General features: G+C 68.5%; 25 protein-coding genes. 3 read left to right on the top strand and 22 right to left on the bottom strand.

Annotated features, from left to right (window positions below):
* The 14 genes from fabF to fabD all read right to left on the bottom strand — a co-directional run bounded on the left by fabF (nucleotide 1) and on the right by fabD (nucleotide 12017).
* Complete coding sequence (gene fabF / locus jaqu_RS05035) at nucleotides 1-1263, bottom strand: beta-ketoacyl-ACP synthase II (protein WP_043917848.1); 1263 nt, start codon at nucleotides 1261-1263, stop codon at nucleotides 1-3.
* 152 nt (nucleotides 1264-1415) lie between these two features.
* Complete coding sequence (locus tag jaqu_RS05030) at nucleotides 1416-2192, bottom strand: enoyl-CoA hydratase-related protein (protein WP_043917847.1); 777 nt, start codon at nucleotides 2190-2192, stop codon at nucleotides 1416-1418.
* Nucleotides 2193-2257: 65 nt separating this feature from the next.
* Nucleotides 2258-2764, bottom strand: a complete 507-nt coding sequence (locus tag jaqu_RS05025) for a DUF2087 domain-containing protein (protein WP_043917846.1) — start codon at nucleotides 2762-2764, stop codon at nucleotides 2258-2260.
* Between the two features lie 252 nt (nucleotides 2765-3016).
* On the bottom strand, nucleotides 3017-3469 hold the full coding sequence (locus jaqu_RS05020) for a cytochrome c-type biogenesis protein (protein ID WP_089268400.1): 453 nt from the start codon (nucleotides 3467-3469) through the stop codon (nucleotides 3017-3019).
* Between the two features lie 26 nt (nucleotides 3470-3495).
* Nucleotides 3496-5472, bottom strand: coding sequence for a heme lyase CcmF/NrfE family subunit (locus tag jaqu_RS05015; RefSeq protein ID WP_043917845.1), 1977 nt, complete (start codon nucleotides 5470-5472; stop codon nucleotides 3496-3498).
* 57 nt (nucleotides 5473-5529) lie between these two features.
* Nucleotides 5530-6030 (bottom strand): holin family protein, encoded by a 501-nt coding sequence (locus tag jaqu_RS05010; RefSeq protein WP_052500780.1) that lies wholly within the window; start codon nucleotides 6028-6030, stop codon nucleotides 5530-5532.
* Entirely contained in the window at nucleotides 6030-6641 is a 612-nt protein-coding gene (locus jaqu_RS05005; RefSeq protein ID WP_043917843.1) for a holin-associated N-acetylmuramidase, read from the bottom strand. The genes jaqu_RS05010 and jaqu_RS05005 overlap by 1 nt, the downstream gene beginning before the upstream one ends.
* Before the next feature lie 114 nt (nucleotides 6642-6755).
* The gene (gene ccmE, locus jaqu_RS05000) at nucleotides 6756-7205 is read right to left on the bottom strand and encodes a cytochrome c maturation protein CcmE (protein ID WP_043917842.1); all 450 of its coding nucleotides are present in this window, start codon (nucleotides 7203-7205) and stop codon (nucleotides 6756-6758) included.
* Entirely contained in the window at nucleotides 7202-8011 is an 810-nt protein-coding gene (murI, locus tag jaqu_RS04995) for a glutamate racemase (protein WP_043917841.1), read from the bottom strand. Before murI ends, ccmE begins: the two co-directional genes overlap by 4 nt.
* A 22-nt stretch (nucleotides 8012-8033) precedes the next feature.
* The gene (locus jaqu_RS04990) at nucleotides 8034-8903 is read right to left on the bottom strand and encodes a lysophospholipid acyltransferase family protein (RefSeq protein ID WP_043917840.1); all 870 of its coding nucleotides are present in this window, start codon (nucleotides 8901-8903) and stop codon (nucleotides 8034-8036) included.
* Nucleotides 8904-8936: 33 nt separating this feature from the next.
* A complete protein-coding gene (locus jaqu_RS04985) occupies nucleotides 8937-9764 on the bottom strand; it encodes an Lnb N-terminal periplasmic domain-containing protein (RefSeq protein WP_084629414.1) in 828 nt (275 codons plus the stop codon).
* 176 nt (nucleotides 9765-9940) lie between these two features.
* The gene (locus tag jaqu_RS04980) at nucleotides 9941-10174 is read right to left on the bottom strand and encodes an acyl carrier protein (protein ID WP_043917838.1); all 234 of its coding nucleotides are present in this window, start codon (nucleotides 10172-10174) and stop codon (nucleotides 9941-9943) included.
* 153 nt (nucleotides 10175-10327) lie between these two features.
* The gene (fabG, locus tag jaqu_RS04975) at nucleotides 10328-11065 is read right to left on the bottom strand and encodes a 3-oxoacyl-ACP reductase FabG (RefSeq protein ID WP_043917837.1); all 738 of its coding nucleotides are present in this window, start codon (nucleotides 11063-11065) and stop codon (nucleotides 10328-10330) included.
* 13 nt (nucleotides 11066-11078) lie between these two features.
* Nucleotides 11079-12017: an ACP S-malonyltransferase gene (gene fabD, locus jaqu_RS04970; protein ID WP_043917836.1), complete on the bottom strand. Its 939-nt coding sequence runs from the start codon at nucleotides 12015-12017 to the stop codon at nucleotides 11079-11081.
* Between the two features lie 140 nt (nucleotides 12018-12157).
* On the opposite strand from fabD, the gene jaqu_RS04965 reads away from it, so the two are divergent.
* Nucleotides 12158-13354 carry a cytochrome b/b6 domain-containing protein gene (locus tag jaqu_RS04965; RefSeq protein WP_043917835.1) on the top strand — a complete coding sequence of 399 codons (1197 nt, stop codon included), beginning with the start codon at nucleotides 12158-12160 and terminating at the stop codon, nucleotides 13352-13354.
* A gap of 73 nt (nucleotides 13355-13427) precedes the next feature.
* The gene (locus jaqu_RS04960) at nucleotides 13428-14447 is read left to right on the top strand and encodes a D-alanine--D-alanine ligase family protein (protein WP_043917834.1); all 1020 of its coding nucleotides are present in this window, start codon (nucleotides 13428-13430) and stop codon (nucleotides 14445-14447) included.
* Between the two features lie 63 nt (nucleotides 14448-14510).
* Here jaqu_RS04960 and jaqu_RS04955 read toward each other — a convergent pair whose 3' ends face one another.
* Entirely contained in the window at nucleotides 14511-15086 is a 576-nt protein-coding gene (locus jaqu_RS04955) for a biotin transporter BioY (protein ID WP_236687794.1), read from the bottom strand.
* Between the two features lie 109 nt (nucleotides 15087-15195).
* On the opposite strand from jaqu_RS04955, the gene jaqu_RS04950 reads away from it, so the two are divergent.
* Nucleotides 15196-15849 (top strand): SDR family NAD(P)-dependent oxidoreductase, encoded by a 654-nt coding sequence (locus jaqu_RS04950; RefSeq protein ID WP_043917832.1) that lies wholly within the window; start codon nucleotides 15196-15198, stop codon nucleotides 15847-15849.
* Between the two features lie 3 nt (nucleotides 15850-15852).
* On the opposite strand, the gene jaqu_RS21580 is transcribed toward jaqu_RS04950, so the two are convergent.
* From jaqu_RS21580 to jaqu_RS04920, 7 genes are all read right to left on the bottom strand, one after another.
* The gene (locus jaqu_RS21580) at nucleotides 15853-16029 is read right to left on the bottom strand and encodes a hypothetical protein (protein WP_161793827.1); all 177 of its coding nucleotides are present in this window, start codon (nucleotides 16027-16029) and stop codon (nucleotides 15853-15855) included.
* A 339-nt stretch (nucleotides 16030-16368) separates the two neighbouring features.
* Nucleotides 16369-17658 (bottom strand): branched-chain amino acid ABC transporter permease, encoded by a 1290-nt coding sequence (locus jaqu_RS04945; protein ID WP_043917831.1) that lies wholly within the window; start codon nucleotides 17656-17658, stop codon nucleotides 16369-16371.
* Nucleotides 17655-18665: a branched-chain amino acid ABC transporter permease gene (locus tag jaqu_RS04940; protein ID WP_043917830.1), complete on the bottom strand. Its 1011-nt coding sequence runs from the start codon at nucleotides 18663-18665 to the stop codon at nucleotides 17655-17657. The genes jaqu_RS04945 and jaqu_RS04940 overlap by 4 nt, the downstream gene beginning before the upstream one ends.
* Entirely contained in the window at nucleotides 18653-19039 is a 387-nt protein-coding gene (locus jaqu_RS04935) for a hypothetical protein (protein WP_043917829.1), read from the bottom strand. Before jaqu_RS04935 ends, jaqu_RS04940 begins: the two co-directional genes overlap by 13 nt.
* Complete coding sequence (locus jaqu_RS04930) at nucleotides 19036-19437, bottom strand: hypothetical protein (RefSeq protein ID WP_043917828.1); 402 nt, start codon at nucleotides 19435-19437, stop codon at nucleotides 19036-19038. The genes jaqu_RS04935 and jaqu_RS04930 overlap by 4 nt, the downstream gene beginning before the upstream one ends.
* Entirely contained in the window at nucleotides 19434-20258 is an 825-nt protein-coding gene (locus tag jaqu_RS04925) for an ABC transporter ATP-binding protein (RefSeq protein WP_084629411.1), read from the bottom strand. The genes jaqu_RS04930 and jaqu_RS04925 overlap by 4 nt, the downstream gene beginning before the upstream one ends.
* Nucleotides 20255-20788, bottom strand: a complete 534-nt coding sequence (locus jaqu_RS04920) for a hypothetical protein (RefSeq protein WP_161793826.1) — start codon at nucleotides 20786-20788, stop codon at nucleotides 20255-20257. The genes jaqu_RS04925 and jaqu_RS04920 overlap by 4 nt, the downstream gene beginning before the upstream one ends.
* Nucleotides 20789-20829: the final 41 nt, after the last annotated feature.

The raw sequence follows: 20829 nt of genomic DNA, 5'->3' as shown, positions 1-20829 counted from the left end.
TTAATCCACCCGGCTCAGCACGAGCGAGGCATTCGTACCGCCGAACCCGAACGAGTTCGACAGCGCCACGTCGATGTTCCGCCGCTCGGCGGCCTTCGGCGCAAGGCCGATCTTCGTCGCCGCCGCCTCGGGCGCCGGATCATCCAGGTTCAGCGTCGGAGGCGCCACCCCGTCACGGATCGCAAGCATGCAGAAGATCGCCTCCACCGCGCCCGCCGCGCCCAACAGATGCCCGATGGCGGATTTCGTCGAGGACATCGTCGTCCCCTCCGCGTGGGCCCCCAGCACCCTCTCGACCGCGCCCAGCTCGATCGTGTCGGCCATGGTCGAGGTCCCGTGGGCATTGACGTAATCGACGTCGCTGCCGTCCATTCCCGCCCGCTTCAACGCGGCCCGCATGGCCCGCTCCGCGCCTTCATGGTCCGGCGGCGGCGCAGTGATGTGATGCGCGTCGCCCGAAAGGCCGTAGCCCCGCACCTCGGCATAGATCGTGGCTCCCCGCGCCTTGGCGTGCTCGTATTCCTCCAGCACGACAACGCCCGCGCCCTCGCCCATGACGAAGCCGTCCCGATTGGCGTCCCAGGGGCGCGAGGCCGTCTCGGGCGCCTCCCCGCGAGAAGTGGATAGGGCCTTGCAGGCGTTGAAGCCCGCGATCCCGATCTCGCAGATCGGGCTCTCGGCGCCGCCGGCGATCATCACGTCCGCATCGTCCAGCGCGATCAGGCGCGCCGCATCGCCGATGGCATGGGCCCCGGTCGAGCACGCGGTAACGACCGAATGGTTCGGGCCCTTGTAGCCGTACCGGATGCTCACCTGCCCCGAGGCGAGGTTGATCAGCGCGGACGGAATGAAGAACGGCGACACCCGGCGCGGCCCCCGCTCCTTGAGCAGGATCGAAGTGTCGGCGATCGTCTGCAGCCCGCCGATGCCCGAGCCGATCATGACCCCCGTGCGCAGCTTCTCGGCGTCGCTGGCGTCGCCCCAGCCCGCATCGGTGATGGCCTGCTCCGCGGCGGCCATGCCGTAGAGGATGAATTCGTCGACCTTGCGGGCCTCCTTGGGCTCCATCCAGTCGTCGGGATTGAAGGCGCCCTCGCCCTCGCGCGGGATCTCGCAGGCATAGCTCGTCGCCAGATGCGAGGCATCGAAGCGCGTGACGGGCCCCGCACCGGACTGTCCGTCGATCAGACGCGACCACGTCGCCTCGACCCCGCTGGCGAGCGGGGTGACCATTCCGAGACCGGTGACGACGACGCGGCGCATGGGCGGCTCCTCATTCGTTTCGCGGCTGGATACGACGGCCCCGCAAGAGAGGGCAACCCGCCCCGCCTCCGGGCGCAGGCCTCTTCATCCCGGCGAATGTCCTGCATGGGTCCGGGGGGCTGCCCCCCCCGGCCTCTTCGCCGCGAATGCGGTCAACGCCCCTCGAACTTCGCGGGCCGCTTCTCCAGGAACGCCAGCACCCCTTCCTGGAAGTCCCGGCTCTTGCCGCACCTGCCTTGCAATTTCGCCTCGACGGCCAGTTGCTCGTCACGGGTGTGATCGTAGCTGCCCCGGATCGCTTCCTTGACGGCGGCATAGGCGCCTGTCGGTCCGGTCGCCAGGTGGCGCGCCCGCTCTGCCCAATGGGCGACGAAGTCCTCGTCCGGCACCGCCTCCCAGATCATGCCCCAGTCACTGGCCTGCCGGGCCGTGATCGGCTCGGCGAAGAGCGCCGCTCCCATCGCCTTGGCCATCCCCATCTGGCGCGGCAGCCAGTACGTGCCGCCCGCATCGGGGATCAGACCGATCCGGGTGAAGGCTTGCAGGAACACCGCGGATTCGGTCGCGATCACGACGTCGCAGGCCAGGGCCAGATTTGCCCCAGCCCCCGCCGCGGGACCGTTGACGGCGGCGATGGTCGGGATCTGGCAATCGAAGATCGCCTTCAGCATCGGCTCGTATTCGTCGCGCAACACGCGTTCGAGGTTCAGGTCCGCCGCATTCGCGCGGTCGCCCAGATCCTGACCCGAGCAGAACGCCTTGCCTTCGCCGGTCATCACCAGCACGCGGGCGGTCTGCTCGGCCTCCCGCACGGCATGCAGGATCTCTGCGCGCATCTGCGTCGACAGCGCGTTCATCACCTTCGGCCGCGCGAGCGTCAGTGTCGTGACACCGTCCCGGTCGCGGACGCGGATCGTCTCATAGTCCATCTGGGCCTCCCCTCGGTCGCGCGGAGCCTAGCAGCCCGCGCGGCCAAGGGAAGCCGTACGACGCGTCACGGGCCCCGCCCGATGACGGCGCGGATCAACGCGCGCTGCGTCTGGTCCGGCGCCCGGTTCAAGCGCCGGTAGTCGCTGCCATCCCGGTTCCGGGTCAGCAGGCCCTCGCCCACCATCTCGCGCCGGATCCCTGCCGCGTCACGAAAGGTGCACAGGTCGTGGATCGCGGCCGAGATCCCGCGCTCGTCCAGCGGCCCCTGCGGCAGGCGCGCCCAGATCGGCCACAGGCAGAGCGTGCGAAGCGAGCGCTTCACGGGCCAGCCGGTGAAGCGACCGTCTGCATCGAAACGCGCGGCGGCGCGGGTGACGGCACGCAGGTCGGCGGGCGGTTCCGGTGCGGCGCCTTCATGGGCCGCGCGCAGATGCTGGTAGTTGCGCCACCCGGCTGCCCGGGCCAACGCGTTCAGCATCGTCTGGTGTGACGCGTCGGTCTCGATCTGCCCGCGCAGGGATTTGGCGAAGCGGCCGATATCGGCCACGTCGAGGGGGATTTCCGTCCTCATGGTACTCTCCTGCCGCTGATCGGATGGGGGCCGCCCTTCCCCGCCCGGTGCGGCGGAGCCGTGTCGTGGATCGAAGCGCAGGTTCAGCGTGGGCGGATGCCCGGCGGCGTCTCGGTGTCTGCGGACCGTGCCCTACCTTACCGGGTCGGACCGCGACGGCAAAGTCGATTCAGCGTGACCGTTAGGCGTCTGGCGAGCACTGCCCCGCCGCTTTAGATCGACGCGCTCTGGTCACGGTCGCAGCAAGCGCTCTTACCGACGCTCCTCCAGCAGTTCCGCCAAGCGCGCCTCTTCCTCGGCAGAAAGCACCTCGCCCCCGCCCTTCTGACGCGTGACGTGGGCAACGGCCACGCCCGCCCCCAGCAGCAGCAGCGCCAGAGGCGCGGCCCAGAGGATGATGTTCCCTCCAGTCGCGGGCGGGTTCAGCAAGACGTATTCGCCGTAGCGATCCACGACGAACTCCACGACCTCGGCGTCCGTGTCGCCCGCCACCAGCCGTTCCCGCACCAAAAGACGCAGGTCACGGGCGATGGTGGCATTGCTCTCGTCGATGCTTTCGTTGCGGCAGACGAGGCAGCGGAGGCCCTGTGACAGGTCTCGCGCGCGCTCCTCCAACGCGGGGTCATCGAGGACCTCGTCGGGCTGCACGGCCGCGGCAGCCCCCGCCAGCGCGCAGGCAATCACGAAACCCCGCAGGTAAGGCATCGCCATGCCCACCTTTTCCGACCCGATCATTCCGCCGGCACCCCGGCAACGGATACGGGACGGCGCCGCTGCGCCACGCCCACGCGGTAGCGCCGGTCCAGCAGCGAGACCATCCCGCCCAGAGCCATGATGATCGCACCGCCCCAGATCCAGTTGGCGAAGGGCTTGATATAGACCCGGACGGCCCAGCCCCCGCCCTGCTGCGGGTCGCCGATCACCGCATAGACGTCGCGGAGGAATCCGTTGTCGATCCCGGCCTCGGTCGTGGGCATGCGGGCCACGGGATAGACCCGCTTCTCGGCGGGCAAAACGCCGATATCGCGACCGTCCTCGTAGACATGCATCCGAGCCAGCGTCGAGACGTAGTTCGGGCCCTGCACGCGGCTGACATCCTCCAGCACGACCTCGTAGCGGCCGAGCGTCAGGCTGTCGCCTACGTCGAGAACCTCGATGGCCTCCTGCTCCCAGGCGGTCAGTGCGGCGACGCCGAAGATGGTGATGCCGAGGCCGCCATGGGCCAGGGCCTTGCCCCAATCGGCACCGGGCAGGCGCGTCAGGCGGCCCAGCCGCTGTCCCCAGGGCCCACGCCCGGTACGCGTCAAAAGGTCGACGAGCGAGGCGACCACCAACCACACGCCCAGACCCGCGCCCAAGGGCCCGGCCAGCGAGCGGCCGGTCTGCATCGCCCAGACCAGCCCGGTCACCGCCAGAGCCAGCACCGCCACAAGCCAGAGCGGCGTCAGCGCCTTGGCGCGCCCCCGCTTCCACGGCAACAGGGCGCCCAGCGGCAGGATCAGCGCCAACGCGATGACGAATGGTGTGAACGCCGCATTGAAGAAGGGCGGGCCGACCGACAGCTTTCGGTCGAATGCCATCTCGGCCACCAGAGGCCAGATCGTCCCGATGAAGACGACGAAGCAGGACACGGCCAGCAGCAGATTGTTGGCGACCAGCGCGCTTTCGCGGCTGACGGTGCCGAACACGCCCTTGGCCTGCATCGCGGGCGCCCGCACCGCATAGAGCGCCAGCGCCCCACCGGTGAAGAGCACGAGGATGCCCAGGATGTAGACCCCCCGCTCCGGGTCGTTGGCGAAGGCGTGCACGCTGGTCAGCACACCCGAGCGGACGATGAACGTGCCGATCAGACTGAAGCCGAAGGCCAGGATCGCCAAAAGGATCGTCCAGGATTTCAGCGCCTCGCGCTTTTCGACGACGATCGCGCTGTGAAGCAGCGCCGCCGCGATCAGCCAAGGCATGAAGCTGGCATTCTCCACCGGGTCCCAGAACCAGAACCCGCCCCAGCCCAGCTCGTAATAAGCCCACCAGGAGCCCAGCGCGATGCCCACCGTCAGGAAAAGCCAGGCCGCCAGCGTCCACGGGCGCACCCACCGGCCCCAGGCGGCGTCGACCCGCCCCTCGATCAGGGCGGCGACGGCGAAGCTGAACGCCATGCTGAGGCCGACATAGCCGAGGTAGAGAAACGGCGGATGGAAGGCGAGACCGGGATCCTGCAGCAGCGGGTTCAGATCCTCGCCGTTGAATGGCGGCGTCTCGAGCCGGGTGAACGGGTTCGAAGTAAAGAGGATGAAGGCGTAGAAGGCGACGCCGACGCTGGCCTGAACCGCCAGCACGCGGGCGCGCAGCGTATCGCGCAGCCCCTGCCCCCAGATCGCCGCCGCCGCGCCGAACGCCGCGAGGATCAGCACCCAGAGCAGCAGCGATCCCTCGTGATTCCCCCAGACGCCCGTCACCTTGTAGAGCATCGGCTTGTCGGTATGGGAGTTCAGCACCACAAGCCGCAGCGAGAAATCTGACGTGACGAAGGCGTAAGTCAGCGCCGCGAAGCTGAACGCGACCAGACCCACCTGCACCACGGCGGCGGGCCGCGCCATCGCCATCCAACCGGCCCAGCCCTTCTGGGCACCGACCATCGGAACGATGGTCTGGGCGATGGCGACACCGAAGGCGAGGATCAGGGCGAAATGGCCGAGTTCTACGATCATGACCCCGGTATATGCGCCCAGCCCCGCCGCGCCAATGGGGCGCGGCGGGGCGCCGCATCACGGCTGCGTGGCCGCGCGCCATTCCGCGAGGGCGGGGTTGTCCGATGCGGCAGGGGCCTCCGCCCCGCCCTGCTCGTCGGAATGGTGCCAGGACGAGGTCACCGGCTCCGGCCGGGGCTCGGCCGGAGCGCGCAGGTAGTGCAGTTCCCGCGCGCCGAAATAGAACCCGACGATGGCCCCCAGCAACCACCAGAGCGGCTCGGGCACATAGGCAAGTCCTTCCATTCGTTCGGAGAAGCCACGCGGATCGGCCATGGCGTAGACGAACAGGCCCAGCGTCCCGAAGGCCAGCGCAGGGCGCGGCATCCGGTTCAGCCCGTCGATCACCGCATCGAACCGTGTGCGATGGGGGCGGCGGAACTCGGCCTCCATCTGGCCCAGGGCGGCCTGCCGCGCGCGATGGCGCAGCGCCTGCCCCGCCGTCGCGTCGGCACGAAAGACGCGCGCCGCGTCGACGGCCGTCCGCGCCAACCCGCCGACACCCTGCAGCACGCCCATCACCGCCACCCCGCCGTGCGGGCGCGGTGCTGCGCGGCCGACAGGTGGTAGCGCGGAGAGATGAACTCTTCGGCCCGGACGATCCAGCCGCCTTTCCCGCCATCCCGGCGACGGGCGTATTTGCGGCTTGCGGGACGCCGGTCGGCGAGGGCGTAATAGTAGTTGCGCCGTGCGATGCCGTATGCGTCGGCGATGTGGCCGGGCGCTGCTGCGGCCGCGGCGCGGGCGGCGGCCACCGTCTGCGGCCCGATCACGCCGTCCACCGCAACGGGATGGCCCATCTCGCCCAGCAGGCGTTGCAGGATCTTGACCGCATTGGCGCCCGCATTGACGTACATGTCGAAGACCGAGGCCTGCAGCGCCTCGGGCAGCGCATCGACGCGGACACGGTGAAAGTAGTGATCCACGAAGATGTCGGTGGCCCGGCCCCGGTCGAGGCGGCGCACATCGGCGACGTCCACGTCGCCATCGCCGTCCAGGTCCAGCCCCAGACGCCGCATCGTATGGATGGTGACGCCGTAATTGGTCGCCCCGCCCGGATCGTCCGGGTCGTTCACGAAGCCGCCCTCGCGGGCCACGATCTCTTCGGCAATGCTGCGCACACTCTGCATGAGATGCCCCTCTCGAATGAATGAGGGGCGGACGCTGCGTCCGAGCGGTTAACGGAAGATTGCCGGGCCGGCGGAGCGTTAACGAAGCGTCGACGCGCGCAAACCCGCGCGCGGTCAGCTCTCGGCGCCGGGCTCCTGATAGACGCCCTGCTCCTTGAGCGCGTCAATCACTTCGGCGGGCATGTAGGTCTCGTCGTGGCGGGCCAGGATCTCGGTCGCGCGGAAGACGCCGTCGACGTAGCTGCCGGTGCCGACCATGCCCTCGCCCTCTCCGAAGAGGTCGGGCAGGACGCCGACATAGGTCACCGGGATCGACGCGCCGCCATCGGTGACACGAAAGGCGATCTCGGTGCCCTCGCCCCGCAGCAGCGAGCCCTCCTCGACCAGTCCGCCGATGCGGAACACCTCCGAGGGCGGCGGCGGCGCCTCGGCCACCTGGCTGGGCGAGCGGAAGAAGTTGATCCCCTCGCGGAACGCATATCCCATCAGCGCGGCCGACCCGGCCAGGGCCACGGCGGCGATGGCGATGATCTGGATGCGGCGGGCCTTGCGCAGGCTTCTCATGGGGCGGCCTCGAAACTGAGGGGGCGGCGCAGGAACTGCGTCGCGCGGGCGGACACGGTCGCCGGATCGCCGGTGGTCCACATCACGTCGCGACCGCCGCCGGCGAATTCCGGACGCCGTTCAAGATAGTCGGCAAGGCTCGCCGCCACAATGTCCGCCTGACTCAACACCCGCACATCCGCGCCAAGCTCACGCTGGAAGGCATCGGCCACCAGCGGATAGTGGGTGCAGCCCAGCACGGCGGCCTGCGGGTGCGGCATCTTGCGGCGCAGGGCGTCCACATGGGCCCGTACCATCGCCTCGGCCAGCACCATGTCGCCATCCTCGATCGCGTCCACGAGGCCGGCACAGGCCTGCGCCTCGACATCGACACCCACCGCCCGGAAGGCCAGTTCGCGCTGGAAGGCCCGGCTGGCCACTGTCGCCGGGGTCGCGAACAGGGCGACCTGCTGCACCGCAACCTCGCGCGGGGGGGAGTTGTCGCCCCAGCCCCGTTCGGTCAGCGCCTCGATCAGGGGCACGAAGACGCCGAGCACGCGCTTGCCCTGAGGCACGCCCGCCTCCTGCATCCGGCGCAGGGCCGCGGCCGACGCGGTATTGCAGGCCAGCACGACCAGATCGACGTCGCGCCACATCGCGGTGACGGCGGCGACGGTCAGGTCGTGGATCTCCTCCATCGGGCGGGTGCCATAGGGCGCATGCGCCGTGTCCGCGTAGTAGAGGAGCGGCTGGTCCGGCAACCGCTCCCGGATGCCGCGCCAGACGGTCAGGCCGCCCAGGCCACTGTCGAAGATGCCGACGCTCATCCGCGTGCCTCCGTCACGACGCTCATCCGCAGCCCACCCTGTCCGTCTCGAAATCCAGGCCGGGGGCATCGTCCAGCCCGCCCGCCGCATAGGTGCGCGACCGCAGCCACGCCATCAAGTCGGCCTTCGTGCCGCCCTGCGCCGCGATTTCGTCCGGGCCGATGGGCGCGCCCACCGACAGACGCACGGGCCCGTCCGTGCGCGCCCGGAACTCGCGGATCAGAAGGCCCAGCCTCAGCGTCGCGTGCACGTGGCTGGCCAACTGGAACAGCCGCGAATTGGCCCCGTCGAAATGCACCGGAACGACCGTCGCGCCACTGGCCCGGATCAGCTTGGCCGTGAAGCCCCGCCAGACCGGGTCGCGCGCCTCTCCGAACGGGCGCATCGGCGTCGACACGGTGCCGCCGGGAAAGACGCCCATGGCGCCACCCCGCCCCAGCCAGTCCAGCGCCGCGCGCCGCATCGCGAGGTTCGCCGCCCGAGCCGCGCGCGTCTCTTCGAACGAGACCGGCAGCACCACGTCGGCCAGTTCCGGCGCTTGCAGGAAGATATCGTTGGCCATCACCTTGAAGGCCCCGCGCCGCCGCGACAGCACCAGCGACAGCGCCAGCCCGTCCAGAATGCCGAAAGGATGGTTCGCCACGATCACCAGCGGCCCCTCGGCCGGGATCGCATCCAGCGTCCCGCCGACGACGTCGAGCCGCAGTCCGTAGCGCGCCGCCATCTCCTCCCAGAAGATCGCGCCCCGCGCCAGGGCCACATCGTAGCCCCGCGCCCGGCGCAACAGGCCGGGACGCCCGCCCAGCATCTCCAGACCACGGATCATCGCCCGGCCGCGCCGCGTGCGCGCGCCATGGGCGTAACTGATATCTCGGACCGAGCGCAGGTTCATGTCCGACGCGTTAGCACCGGGTGGGGTCGCTTGCTACTCCGACCGGGGCCGCAGGAGCCCTTCCTCGCGGCGCTGCGACATCGGCACATCGCCGGGCAGCACGCCCAGCTCATCGAGATATTCCGGCAGGCGCCCGGAGAGAACGAGACCCGAATGTAACGGCAGGTCCGCCCGCAGCGCATGGGCCAGCGACCAGGCGACGGTCGTGCAGTTGCCGAAGACGATGTTGTAGAAGCGCGGCCGCGCGTCCAGCGTATTGCCGAGCTCGATATATCGCCGAAACAGGATTGCGCCCTGTTCCGGCGTCAGCGTCGTGGGGAACCGGCGCACAGTCTCGCCACGCGACTCGACGCGCAGGTCGATCACGTCCGACTCGGGCGCCGCCACCACCGCCAGCTCGAACTGGCGCAGGAACCCGCCGGGGCCGTTGAAGCTTTCGCCCACTTCGCGGCGCGCCTCGATGGACCAGGCCAGATCGCCCCCGTCGTCGAAATGGAACGTCACAATGATATGCGCGATGTCCGGGTGGCCCCAACTCGAGGTCAACAGGTCCACCCGCTCGATCCGCGACAGGTCGTATATGCCGTCGCGCCAGATCGCCTCGCTCACCTCTCCGCCTTCGGCCCAGGTGAAGGCGCGCACATCGCTCAGGCGCGCGATGCCGTTCTCGACCGATCCGGTCGTGATCCGTGCCATATCGGGCGCCCAGTCCCGGTCGGCGCGGGGCGTCAGCGTCAGGTACCATCCCAGATGGAGCAGCGCGATCACGGTCACCCCGCTCCAGGCCCAGGGGCGGGAGACGATCCAGAGCAGCAGCGACGCGACGAGCGCGAGGATCGTGAAGCTCTGGAACAGCCGCATCAGCGTCGGCGGCGCGTGGACCGACAATGCGAACCAGGCGAACAGACCGACGCCGGCGGCGAACAGGATCAGCAGGAAGTCGGCGAAGTATTTCAGGGGACCAGGCCTCGGATAAGCGAAAAGGCGCCCCGCAGGGCGCCTCCGACTCGTTCAACAAACGGATCGCATCGCGGCGATCAGGTGTTTTCCTTGATGAACTTGACGGCGTCGCCGAACGTCTGGATCGACTCGGCGGCATCGTCGGGGATCTCGATCCCGAATTCTTCCTCGAAGGCCATGACCAGCTCGACCGTGTCGAGCGAGTCGGCGCCCAGATCGTCGATGAAGGAGGCGTTCTCGGTCACCTTCTCCTCTTCGACGCCCAGATGCTCGACCACCTTCTTGCGGACGCGATCTTCGATATCGCTCATGTCTCAAACCTCGTTTCCCGCCCGCGTGGGGCCTTCCTTGGTGTGGGGGCGCCTATATCACGCGCCTCCGGGATGGCAAATGGCAATCCAAGGGCGCGGATCGGACCGTTTCGCGGCTGCGGCATCGGAGCATAAACCCGCGTTGCCAATAACTTAGACCATCGCCAACCCGCCGTTGACATGCAGGACCGCGCCGGTGACATAGGCCGCCTCGTCGCTGGCCAGATACAGCGCGGCGGCGGCGATCTCCTCGGGCGTTCCCATCCGGCCCATCGGGATCTGGTCGTCGATCTTGGATTTCTGGTCGTCCGTCAGCTTGTCGGTCATGGCGGTGGCGATGAAGCCCGGCGCGATGGCGTTCACGGTGATGCCCCGGCTCGCGACCTCGTAGGCCAGCGACTTGGACATGCCCACCAGCCCCGCCTTGGAGGCGGCGTAGTTGCCCTGCCCCGGATTGCCGGTGGCGCCGACGACGGAGGACACGTTCACAATGCGGCCCCAGCGGGCCTTCATCATCCCGCGCAGCACGCCTTTCGACAGGCGGAAGGCGGCCGTCAGGTTGACCTCGATCACCTGTGCCCATTCCTCTTCGGACATGCGCATGAAGAGGTTGTCGCGCGTCACGCCCGCGTTGTTCACGAGGATATCCACGGCGCCCATCGCCTCGGCCGCCTGCTTGGGCAAAGCGTTGACGGCATCCGCATCCGACAGGTTGCAGGGCAGCACATTCGCCCGCTCGCCCAGTTCTTCGGCCAGCGCCTTCAACGGCTCCTCCCGCGTGCCCGACAGGCCGACCGTGGCACCCCGGCCATGCAACGTGCGGGCGATGGCCGCGCCGATCCCCCCGGACGCGCCAGTCACCAGCGCGGCTTTCCCATTCAGATCAAACATCTCCAAGCCTTTCCTAAAGCGCCTGCGCGGCGGCCTTGACGTCGTCGGGCGTGCCGATGGCGCGGGTCTCGACGGATTTGTCGATACGCCGGATCATCCCCGACAGGGCCTTGCCCGCGCCGATCTCCCAGATTTCCGTTACGCCGTCGGCGGCCATGCGGGCGACGCTCTCGCGCCAGCGCACGGCGCCGGTCACCTGTTCCACCAGAAGCGAGCGGATCGTCCCCTCGTCCAACAGAGGGGCGGCCTGCACATTCGCGACCAAGGGCACGGCCGGAGGATCGAGATGGACATGGTCCAGCGCGTCGGCCATGGCCCGGGCAGCGGGCTCCATCAGCGCGCAATGGAACGGGGCCGAGACCGGTAGCATCACCGCACGCTTGGCCCCCCGCTCCTTGGCCAGATCGACGGCGCGCTCGACGGCCGCCTTGTGACCGGACACCACGACCTGAGCGGGATCGTTGTCGTTCGCGGCCTCGCAGACCTCGCCATCGGCGGCGTCCTTGGCGACGCTGCGCACCGCGTCGATATCCAGCCCCAGGATCGCGGCCATCGCCCCTTCGCCGGCCGGTACGGCGGCCTGCATCGCCTCGCCCCGGATCCGAAGCAGGCGGGCGGCATCCTCCAGCGCGAGAGACCCGGCGGCGACCAGTGCCGAATACTCGCCCAGCGAGTGCCCGGCGACGAAAGCCGCGTGATCCGCCACGGACACGCCCTCGGCCTCCAATGCACGCAACGCGGCGATCGAGGTCGCCATCAAGGCCGGTTGCGCATTTCGGGTCAGCGTCAGGGTCTCGATGTCGCCGGACCAGATCAGGCCCGACAGATCCTCGCCCAGCGCGGCATCCACCGCATCGAAGACGGCGCGCGCCGCCGGATAGGCCTCGGCCAGTTCGCGGCCCATGCCGATGGTCTGCGCCCCCTGACCGGGGAAGACGAATGCGCGGCTCATGAACACCTCCCTGATGCGTCCCGCCCCGATAGCGCGGCCCGTTCGATGCTGCAACGAATGCACGGGATCTGTGCACGAGGGCGCGGTGACGGCGCGCGGCGAATGCCCTACCTTGATCCCGACGCTGCACGGAGGCCGGGATGTCCGCCACGAACACAGAGACGACCTATGGCTGGGTCGAACGCGCCTTCCACTGGGCGATCGCCCTGCTGATCCCCACCGCCGCCGTGCTGGGCGGCGTCGCCTATGACTGGCCCTACGACACCGATGCCGCGCTGGCGACGAAGGCGACATTGTTCTCGGCCCACAAGACCGTGGGACTGGCCGTGTTCTTCATCGCGCTGGCGCGGATCGTCTGGGCCATCACCCAGCCGCGTCCCCAACCGCTCCATCCCGACCGGCGGGCCGAGACCTTCGTGGCTGGCCTCGTGCATTGGGTCCTCTATGGCAGCCTTGTGCTCGTGCCGCTGACCGGTTGGATCCACCACGCCACGTCCGAAGGATTTGCGCCGATCTGGTGGCCCTTTGGCCAGTCGTTGCCGTTCTTCCCAAAGGATCCGGCACTGTCGGCGACCTTCGCGACGCTGCACATCACCTTCAAATGGGTCCTGATCGGCGCGCTGGTCCTGCACATCGTCGGCACGATCAAGCACGCCGTGATCGACAAGGACAGCACCTTCGCCCGGATGTGGCGCGGCAGCGATCCGGGCCCACTCCCCGCCTCGGGCCGCCACACGGCGCCCGCCATCGCCGCGCTCGCCGTCTGGGGCGCCGCGCTTGGCGTGGGGCTGACCGTGACGTCCGACCAGGCGCCCGCCGCGGCAGCTGTACAGCTCGAACAGGCCGCGTCCGACTGGGTGGTGCAGGAGGGCACGCTCTCGATCGACGTGGTTCAGATGGGCGCGTCCGTGACGGGGACTTTCGAGGACTGGACCGCCGTCATCGCCTTCGACGAAGCGCCGCGCGATGACGGCACCTTCGGCGAGGTCGAGGTGACGGTCGCCATCGGCTCGCTGACGCTGGGCTCTGTCACGTCGCAGGCCACGGGGGCGGAGTTTCTGGACGCGGGCGCCTTTCCCACCGCCACCTTCGCCGCGACCATCCAGCCTGGTGAGGCCACTGACTACGTGGCCGACGGGACGTTGACTCTGCGCGGCGTCGAGATGCCCCTGCGCCTGCCCTTCGACCTTACGCTGGATGGCGACACGGCCACCGTCACCGGCAACACGGCGGTCGAGCGGCTCGACTTCGGGGTCGGCACCGCCTACCCCGATGCCAGCAACGTGGGACTGACGGTCGATATCGCGGTGGCCCTGACGGCGACCCGCGCACCGTAATCGCGGGATCGCAGGAATCGGGCGATGACGCGGCCCTTGGGCACCCTATCTCCTGACGACAGGAGACTACGTCATGCATGTGCTACACCTCGTCGGCGCGACGACGACCCGCTTCTATTACGATCTGTCGCGCACCTATCAGGACCGATGCGTTGCGCCCTTCGGCACTCGCGCCTCCGTCCTGACGGTCGCGCCCGACGGAGCGATGACTTGGGCCGGTCAGGGGCAAGACCCGTTTCCCTGCAATCTGGCGGACGTCGCGCAGCGCGCCCGCGGGATAGATGTCGTCGTGCCGCACATGTTCTGCCAAGCCGGAATGACCACGTGGCGGGCGTTGTTCGAGGACGTGATGGGCGTGCCCGTCGTGGGGCCGAACGCGGCGTCGATCCACGTGGCGACGTCCAAGTGGCAGACAAAGGCACTGGCGCGCTCGGTCGGCGTCGATACCCCCGAGGCACGCCGACTGACCACCACGGATGTCGCCCCGCCGTCCCGCCTGCCCGTCATCGTCAAGCCCGACGGCGAAGACAATTCCATCGGCCTGACCCTCGTCCGGGATCGCGCCGATTGGCCGGGCGCCCTCCGCAAGGCACTCGACGCCGCGCCGGTCGCACTCGTCGAGGACTACGTTCCGGGCCGTGAGGTGCGCGTTGGCGTCATCGAGGATCACGGCGCTCCTCGCGTTCTGCCGATCCTCGAATACCACGTCACGCCGGATCGTCCGATCCGCGAGCGTTCCGACAAGGTGGTGGTCGATGCGACCGGCGCCGTCACGACGAAATCATGGGAGCAGCCCAGCCTGAGGACCTCCTGCCCCGCCCACCTGGCGGCACTGACCCGCGACGACCTCCATCATGCCGCGATTGCGATGCATGCCGCGTTGGGCGCGCGGGACTATTCGCTGTTCGATTTCCGGATCGACGAGGCGGGCAAGCCCTGGCTGCTGGAGGCCTGCATCTTCTGGACCTTCTCGCAGATCAGCGTGATCACGCGGATGCTGGAGGCCGAGGGAAGCGACCTGGCGCGGACCAGCATGGCGGTCTGGGCGAATGCGGCCTCTCGCAAACGCGCGGTTCAGGTGGCGGCGGAATAGCCTTCGGACAAGAAAAAGGGCCGCGCCCTCCGGCACGGCCCCCAGAATTCCGTGGGATCCGGCTCAGCGGCGCAGAAGCGCCCTGCCCCCGGCCGCAAGCAGGACTGCCAGCGCGATCTTGACCGCGTCCCCGATCAGGAACGGCACCATGAAGGCACCGAAGGCGGCGGCCGGCGCCAGTGCAGCCCAGCCCGCCTGGATCCCGAAAACGGTGGCGAGGCCCAGCGGCCAGGCCATCCCGAAAACGTACAGCACGGCCGTCGCCGCGACGCAGGCGGCGATCATGGCCAGCCAGCCGCACCCGGCGGCAAGGCCTGCGACAAAGGCCATCGGCACGAAGCCGACCAGAAAGCCCGCCGTCGGACCGGCAAAGGCGGCCGGTCCGGGCGGCGTCGTTGTGGTGAAGACCGGCAGGCCCGCCAGGCCCTCGGCAAGGTAGAGCGCGACGGTCGCGGCACCCAGACGCGCGCCGAAGGCCAGTCCGACGAACAGCACAGTCAGCACCTGCAACGTCATCGGAACCGGGAACATCGGAACCTGGATCTTCGCCGCGATGGCGATCAGGGCCGAGCCGGCGATGGCAATCGCCACCTGCTTGGGCAGCGTCATCTGCCCGAAGGCGCGAGCGGTCAGGGTCATCATCATCCTCCTGCGTCCCTTTGGGGCCTTTTCCGCCGCGCCCCCGCGCGTGTCAACGCCGCGTCCGTCCCCTTGCGGGCGGGCGGACGCCGTGGCACTCGGCGCGGCCATGGACCAGACCTATCCCGCTCTCGTCACCGGCGCCTCTCGCGGGCTCGGCGCCGCCATCGCCAAGCGCCTCGCGCACCGCTTCCACGTCGTCGCCGTCGCCCGCACGCAGGGCGGGCTGGAGGAGTTGGACGATGCGATCCAGCAGGCGGGCGGCCAGGCAACGCTGGCCCCGATGGACGTGACCGATGCGGGCGCGATGCAGCATCTGTGCCGCTCGATCCATGATCGCTGGGGCGGATTGGCCGTCTGGGCGCACACGGCGATCACCCCGCCACCGTTGACGCCCGCCGACATGGTGTCGGAGAAGGACATGGCCTCGGCGCTCAAGACGAACGTGACCGCGCTGGCGCGGCTGATCCCCTACGTGTCACCCCTCCTGCGGGCAGCGGGCGGGGGCGACGCCCTCTTCTTCGACGACGAGAAGCCGGCCAAGTTCGCCGGACCCTACAATGCGACCAAGGCGGCCCAGCGTGCGCTCGTGCAGGCCTGGCAGGCCGAGAGCACGGCGGATGGCGCGCCGCGCATCCACCTCCTGCGGCCCGAACCGATGCCGACCGCCATCCGCGCCCGATTCCACCCCGGCGAGGACAAGAGCAGACTCGCCACGCCCATGCAGGAAGCGGAGCGCCTGCTGGAGCCGCTGGGGTTCTGAGGGTCAGCCAGCAGCCGTCGCGGCCATATCGTCGGCAAGTTCGTCAGTCTGGCCAACGTCGTCCGCTTCGGACAGCCTGATTTCCGATGCTTCAACGGCGACGAGCGCCGGAAGCAAGGATGCCACTCCGATCTCGAGCCGCTGCTTCGGTGTCAGTTGCGCATAATCCTCGAAAGTCATGTCCAATCTCCAAATACGGCTCGGAACTTGGCCATCACATCCAAACCTTTCAATAGGGTAGAAGTTGGGCGTTCCGGGTCATGTGGTACGACGGCGCCTATTGTGATCGTCCAATCATCAACCGTATCGCGGATCGTGAAGATCACAACAATTTCGTCGAAACGCCTTGAACGCAGGTTTTCGATGACCTCGTCACGCTCGGCGACCGGATACTCCAGGAACTGACGTCAGATGGACTGAATCCGCTTCTCGTGGACCCCGAGGATCGAGAAGTCGAACTCGGCGATCTGGGTCATGTCGACATGGACGCCTTTGTTTCTCCTGCGGAACGCGCTTACTTCATTTCTCCGGGATCAGTCCCCGCGGGGAAAACCGCAGCACCAGGAGCAGGACCAGACCCATTGTCAGCAGGCGCATATGGGCAGCCGCGTCCTGTAGGTGACCCTTCAGCCAGGTACCGTCCGCCATCCCCGCAGTGATCGTGTCCATAAGCAGCGCGCCCAACGGCTCCACCTGCACCCAGAGCCACCAGATCAGGAACCCGCCCAGCACGGCGCCCCAATTGTTGCCGGAGCCGCCCACGATCACCATCACCCAGATCAGGAAGGTGTAGCGCAGCGGCTGGTACGTACCCGGTGTCAATTGCCCGTCCAGCGTCGTCATCATCGCGCCCGCCAGCCCGCAGACGGCCGAGCCCAGGATGAAGATCTGCAGATGCCGGGCCGTGACGTCCTTGCCCATCGCCTCGGCGGCGACCTCGTTATCGCGGATGGCGCGCATCATGCGCCCCCAAGGCGAGGCGAGGGCCGCCTGCGCCAGCCACAGCAACAGGCCCAGCACCACCCCGAAGAGGCCCAGATAGGCCAGCTTGACCGCGATGGTCGATGCGGTGACGGGGTCGGTGCCCAGCTCGGCCGCGAATTCGCGGAACCCGGCCGAGTTCTGGAGATCCACCTCGTAGGGAACCGGACGCGGCAGGCCGATGACGTTCTTGACGCCCCGCGCCAGCCAATCCTCGTTCTTGAGCACGGCGATCACGATCTCCGCGATGCCGAGCGTCGCGATGGCCAGATAGTCCGACCGCAGCCCCAGAGCCGTCTTGCCGATGAACCAGGCCGCGCCCGCCGCGAGCAGGCCGCCGACCGGCCAGCCGATGATGATCGGAAGGCCCAGCCCGCCCAGATAGCCCGTCGAGGCGGGGTTCACCGCCTCCACCATCTGCACGCCGCCGTCGAAGACCGCGCGGAACGCGAAGAAGCCGATCAGCAGCAGCGCGGCCACGGCCAGGCCGCGGAAGCGGCGCATTCGGTCCCACGCCATGACCGCCGCCGCGATGGTCGCAGCCCCGATCAGCAGGCCGCCGACCACCCGCAGGCCGCCCGCCGCCCAGGCCTCGTTCACCGGCGGCATGCCGACCAGTACGGCGCCCAGCCCGCCCAGCGCCACGAAGCCCATGACGCCCACATTGAAGAGGCCCGCATAGCCCCATTGCATGTTCACACCCAACGCCATGATGGCCGAGACCATCGCCATGTTGAGAATCGTCAGCGCCACGTTCCACGACTGGACGAAGCCCGTCCCGAGAAAGAGGAGCGCCACGAAGGCGAACAGAAGGACGTTCCGGTTCATACCGCCTTCCCCGCGAAGAGACCCGTCGGACGGAACAGCAGCACGATCAGCAGGATCGCGAAGCTGACCGCGAATTTATAATCGGTGGAGAGGAGTTGGACGAGGCCGTCGGGTTCCAGGCTCTCGGGCATCAGGTATCCCAGAACGCGCTTAAGGGGGTAGGTGATCGTCACCTCCGCGAAGGCGATCACGAAGCCGCCCGCGATGGCGCCCAGCGGGCTGCCCAGCCCGCCCACGATGGCTGCGGCGAAGATCGGCAACAGAAGTTGGAAATAGGTGAACGGCTTGAAGCTCTTGTCGAGGCCATAGAGCGTCCCCGCCACCGTCGCCAGGGCCGCGACGATGAGCCAGGTGATGACCACGACCCGCTCGGGGTCGATGCCGGACAACAGCGCCAGATCCTCGTTGTCGGAATAGGCACGCATGGACTTGCCGGTTCGGGTGCGGTTTAGGAACCAGAACAGGGCCGTCACGACGATGACCGCGACGACGATGGTGATGACCTGCGTCGTGCGCAGGGCCAGCCCCTCGGCCAGACCCGTCATCTCGCGGAATTCACGGGCGGTGATGATGAACCGCTCGCCATCCTCGAAGCGTTGGTCGTCGGTCCCGATTACAAAGCGGGTCAGGCCGTTATAGACGAACATCACGCCCAGCGACGCGATCACGAAGATCACCGGCGCGGCCCTCCTGCCCCGGTAGAAGCGATAGACCAGCCGGTCCGTCCCCAGCGTCAGCGCCGCCGCCACCGCGATCCCCACCGGCAGCGCCAGCAACGCCGTGGGCAGAACCCCGAACCCCACGCCCAGGGATTGCAGCCCCCATGTCGCAAGGATCACCGCCATCGTTCCGAAGGCCATCGTGTCCCCATGGGCGAAGTTCGAGAACCGCAGGATCCCGTAGATCAGCGTCACGCCCAGCGCGCCCAGCGCCAGTTGCGCCCCGTAGGCCGTGGCCGGGATCAGCACGAAATTGGCCAGCACGACCAGTGCGTTCAGCGGTTCCATCGCACGGGCCTCTTGCATGTCAGGAAAGTGGTCCTGGCGGTGATGGGCGCCTCCTCCGGGTCGCGGGCGACCCAGACCATCGTCTCCGGTCCCGTCGGGACGAGCGTGTTCAGGTTCGTTCCGCCCTCGGACCAGGACAGGGTGGACGTCCCGTCCAGCACAGCCTCGACATCGAGCGGACCGTAGGCGATCCGATAAAGCCCGGTGCCGTCGCCACCGACCTCCAAAGGTGTCAGATCGAACCGCACGTCGCGACCGTCATCCATGCAGAGACCGGCCGCATCGCAGCTCCGCGAGGCGGAACACGAAAGGACCTGACCGTCGGCCCATGCCGGACCTGTGAAGCCGAGCAAGGCGACCAGGACCGCCCTCATCCCAACCCCTCGCAATCGCCCAGATAGGTCAGCGCCATCTCGGCCGCCGGGATCTGCGCGGTGTAGACGGCGGATCGGTCGCTCGCCACCGACAGGGCATGGCTGTCCAGCCCGTCGAGTCCCAGCCAGGCCCGGCCCTCGCCGGTCTCGGCGGCGGAGACCACGTCGATATCGCCGGCGATGGTCCGCAGCAGCGTCTCGGTCTCGGCCTCTGCGTCCTCCGCGTCGGGGTCGGGCGCGGCGCCGCGCCGCTCGACCACGGTGATCTCGAAGGTCGTCGCGGCGCAGGCCTCGCCGGTCAGGCATTCCTGCTCGAAGATGCAGGTCAGCGCCTCGACCTCCTGCGCGGCGGCGGGGGCGGCCATCAGGGCCGCGCTCATGGCGATTGCGCGCATCATCCCCCCAGAAAGCTCCGTCGCACTTCGTCGTCCTCCATCAGCGCCTTTCCGGTGCCGGTATAGGCGTTGCGCCCCTGGACCAGCACGTAGCCCTTGTCGGCGATGTTCAGCGCCTGGCGCGCATTCTGCTCGACCATCAGGATCGGGATGCCGGTGCGGCTGACCTCGATGATCCGGTCGAAGAGCTCGTCCATTACGATCGGGCTGACCCCCGCCGTCGGCTCATCCAGCATCAGGACCTTGGGCTTGGTCATCAGCGCGCGGCCCACGGCGACCTGCTGGCGCTGGCCGCCCGACAATTCCCCGGCAGGCTGCCGGCGCTTGTCGCGCAGGATCGGGAACAGGTCGTAGACCTGCTCCATCGTCGAGCGGATGTCGTCGCGGCGGATGAAGGCGCCCATCTCCAGGTTCTCCTCGACGGTCATCGAGGTGAAGATGTTGTTGTTCTGCGGCACGAAGCCCATCCCCGCCTTCACCCTGTCCTGCGGAGAGAGCGCCGTGATGTCCTGACCGTCCAGCCTGACGGAGCCCTTGCGCAGATCCAGCATCCCGAAGACGGCCTTCATCGCGGTCGACTTGCCCGCGCCGTTGGGCCCGACGATCACGGCGATCTCGCCCGCATCCACGGCAATGGTGCAATCGTGCAGGATGTCCGCGCCGCCGCCATAGCCCCCGGTCATCTGATCGCCGATCAGGAAAGCGGATTGCGTCTCCGGCCGCTCGGCCGGGATGGCGCCGCGATGCAGGGTCGGTCCCGGTCCCGGCTTGGTGATCGAGGCGTCCTTGTTGCCCCGGTCGTCGGCATAGGGATTCTGGCTCATGGGCGCACCTGCAGACCCTCGCGCGTCACCCGGTGCTGGTCGCGTAACGCCTGTGTAACGCCCTTCTGATCGTCGATGGTCATGACCGCGACGATAGTCCGGTCGTCGAGCCACGCGTCGAACACGTAGTTCGTACCGTAACCCGGCGTGGGGGCGTTCCCTCGGAATTCTCCGACGACCGCGACCTTTCCGTCCATCACGTCCGATGCGGCCATCCATTCGTCCTGGAACGTGCCCGGCTCCCATCCGTCCGCGTCGGTCGTGTCGCGCACCACGGCGTAGAGGTTCGACGGCTCCACCGTCGCGCCGGGCGCGATCGTGACCGGAATGGCCAGGATCATAATGCCCGAGAACGGATCGGTCTCGTTGCTGTACCATGCCCGGATATGCGGCATCGGTCCGCCGACCGCCCCCTCGCCCGGCTCGGCCGCCCCGAGCAGCATCGCCCCCTCCGCCGCGCAGTACCGGACGTTCGATGTGATCGACTGGCAGGTCCCCGCCTCCTGCGCCGCCGCCGGTCCAGCCAGCATCAGGGCGACAGCGGCGCCCACGCCGCGCAGCGCGGGTCGAT

Origin of the sequence: Jannaschia aquimarina, assembly GCF_000877395.1 — a bacterium.
GTDB lineage: Bacteria > Pseudomonadota > Alphaproteobacteria > Rhodobacterales > Rhodobacteraceae > Jannaschia > Jannaschia aquimarina.
The sequence above is the reverse complement of the archived record's forward strand: the minus strand, read 5'-3'. Positions and strand labels throughout refer to the sequence as shown.